Annotated in this window: 2 protein-coding genes and 2 pseudogenes; all 4 read right to left on the reverse strand. The window is 25.0% G+C overall.

Annotated elements, in window-relative coordinates:
* Positions 1 to 184 precede the first annotated feature (184 nt).
* A complete protein-coding gene (locus LUA84_RS00135) occupies positions 185 to 451 on the reverse strand; it encodes a class I tRNA ligase family protein (protein ID WP_256443450.1) in 267 nt (88 codons plus the stop codon).
* Positions 367 to 687: a class I tRNA ligase family protein gene (locus LUA84_RS03895; protein ID WP_256443451.1), complete on the reverse strand. Its 321-nt coding sequence runs from the start codon at positions 685 to 687 to the stop codon at positions 367 to 369. The genes LUA84_RS00135 and LUA84_RS03895 overlap by 85 nt, the downstream gene beginning before the upstream one ends.
* Positions 688 to 832: 145 nt before the next feature.
* Positions 833 to 1,183 (reverse strand): annotated as a pseudogene (locus LUA84_RS03900) (class I tRNA ligase family protein); the annotation flags it as partial.
* Between the two features lie 560 nt (positions 1,184 to 1,743).
* Positions 1,744 to 2,333: pseudogene (locus LUA84_RS00150) on the reverse strand (class I tRNA ligase family protein).
* Between the last annotated feature and the right edge of the window lie 110 nt (positions 2,334 to 2,443).

The raw sequence follows: 2,443 nt of genomic DNA on the forward strand, positions 1-2,443 counted from the left end.
ATGTCTTGTAATATTCTTCCAGCTTTCCATATTAAATAATTATCTAATGCATTGTATATTTCTTTTTTACTTTTTTCTATGAAATGTAACATATATTTATCCTCCCATCTCAAATTTTCTACATTTATTTTTGCAGGATTTATATTATAATATTTAGAATATTNNTCCAAATATGTTGAAATATTTAATAATTATTTAATATTTGATATTTAACTTTTATATCTTCCCATTTTAATTTTATATCTTCATATGCTTCTACAATTGATCCTAAATAGAATCTTATCGCATCTGCTCCATATTTATCAATTAAATCATATGGAGAAATAGCATTTCCCAAAGATTTTGACATTTTTCTTCCATATATATCTAGAACATATCCTCCGACATATACGTTTTTATATGGTATATCATTATAATATATTCTCCCATCATTGCTAAAGAATAAAACCAACCCTTAATTTGATCATAGTTTTCTGTTATGAAATCTACAGGATATATGTCTGTTGCTACTGTTGCTGAACCTGAATCAACCCATACATCTAATATATCTGGAATTCTTCTCATTTCTTCTCCACATTTTTCACATTTGAATGTAAATTTATCTACATATGGTCTATTTAAATTAGAATTATATAAATAGATTATTTCATAATCTCTTGATCCATACGTTCTTACATAGTATAGCATTTATTTGATTTAATATGTTATATTCAAATTTATTTACAATTACTATAGATTTATTTTCATATTTATTAAATACTTCATATAATTTATTTACATCATTTATTTCATGCTCATAATATATTTTATTTTCCTTAAAATATCTTTGCAATAATTTTTCAGCATAATCTGTAAACTTTACTACTATTAATATCTCCTTNNATTTATATCCAGTTAATTTTTCCAATTCTTCAACATTTCTAACAAATTTTACATGTCCATTTTTATCAACCCACATTGGTATTGGAATTCCCCAATATCTTTGTCTAGATATTACCCAATCTGGTGCAGATTTTACAGTATTTATAAATGCATTTTTTGCTGCTGTCAGGATCAAATTAATATTTTCAAGATCTAATAATGCCTTTGATTTTATTGAAGATATATTAATGAATATTTGTTCTGGAGATCTAACAATTACTCTATTTCTACATCTCCAGAATATCGGATAATCATGGCTCATACCATTCAAAATATAATAAGGATTTTCTCTTTAATACTTCTAATATAAATTTATAATCATCTTTCTTTCCAATCCATCCTTCAAAATATTTTATACCTACAAGAGTTCCAGTTTCATCTGTTTTATTGAATGGAGGGACATTATATTTTTTAGCAACTTCATAATCTTCAAAACCACAACCTGGAGCTGAATGAACTAAACCAGTACCTTCCTGTGTATTTACATATTCCTTAGATAGCCAAATCCTAAATAACCCACTTCTTTCAGATNTAAGTTTTTCTATATAATCTTTTAATTCATCATAGAATAANNGTTCATACTCTTTAAATTCTAAATCTTTTCCATAAAATTCATCTACTATTTCATATTCAATATTTAGTTTACTCATTAATTTTACTATGATATCTTTTGCAACAATCCAATATTCATAATCATTTTCTTTTTTAATATTCATTTTTACAATTATATGATTATTATAATCTAATTCTAATTCTCCAACAGACATTTGTGTAACTTTTATTTTTACATATTTTAATTCAGGATTTACCATAATACCTAAATTATATAATAATGTCGCATGGGGTTGTTGTCCAAACTATATAATATGTATTTTCCATATCTTTCGGTTTAAGCTTTACATAAATTGCATTTGATATTTCTTTCTTATATAAAGGATCTTCATATCCCAAATCTATTTCTTGTTTTGATAATGATGTTTGACAATGAGGACACCACCAAACAGGTTTCTTTTCCTTATATATTAAATTATTTTCATAACCTTTTGCCAAAGCTTCCCATATTTTTTCAATAAATTCATTTTTAACGTTAAATATGGATTATCTATATCCTGCCAATGATCCATATCTTCATAGAATTTTGTAAATTCATTCATTGATCCATATGCAAAATTAAAGCATTCTTTAATAAATTTATCAACATCAATTTTCTCTATCTCTCTTTTATCTTTTATCTTTAGTTTTTCCTCAACTTTTACTTCAATTGGTAATCCATGCATATCAAAACCAGCCTGATTCCATACATTGAATGCTTTCTTTTGATAATATCTTAATATAATATCCTTAATTGTTCTATTATATGCATGTCCCATATGTGGAGAACCTGTTGTATATGGAGGACCCTCTAGAAACATTTATCTTTTATTTTTCTCATTCTTTAAAATCCATTTTTCATATATATAATTTTCCTTCCACAATTTTTTTATCTCTTCTTCTATATGTCCATTGCAATTTATGTTCATAG

Source organism: Candidatus Nanopusillus massiliensis, from assembly GCF_920984865.1.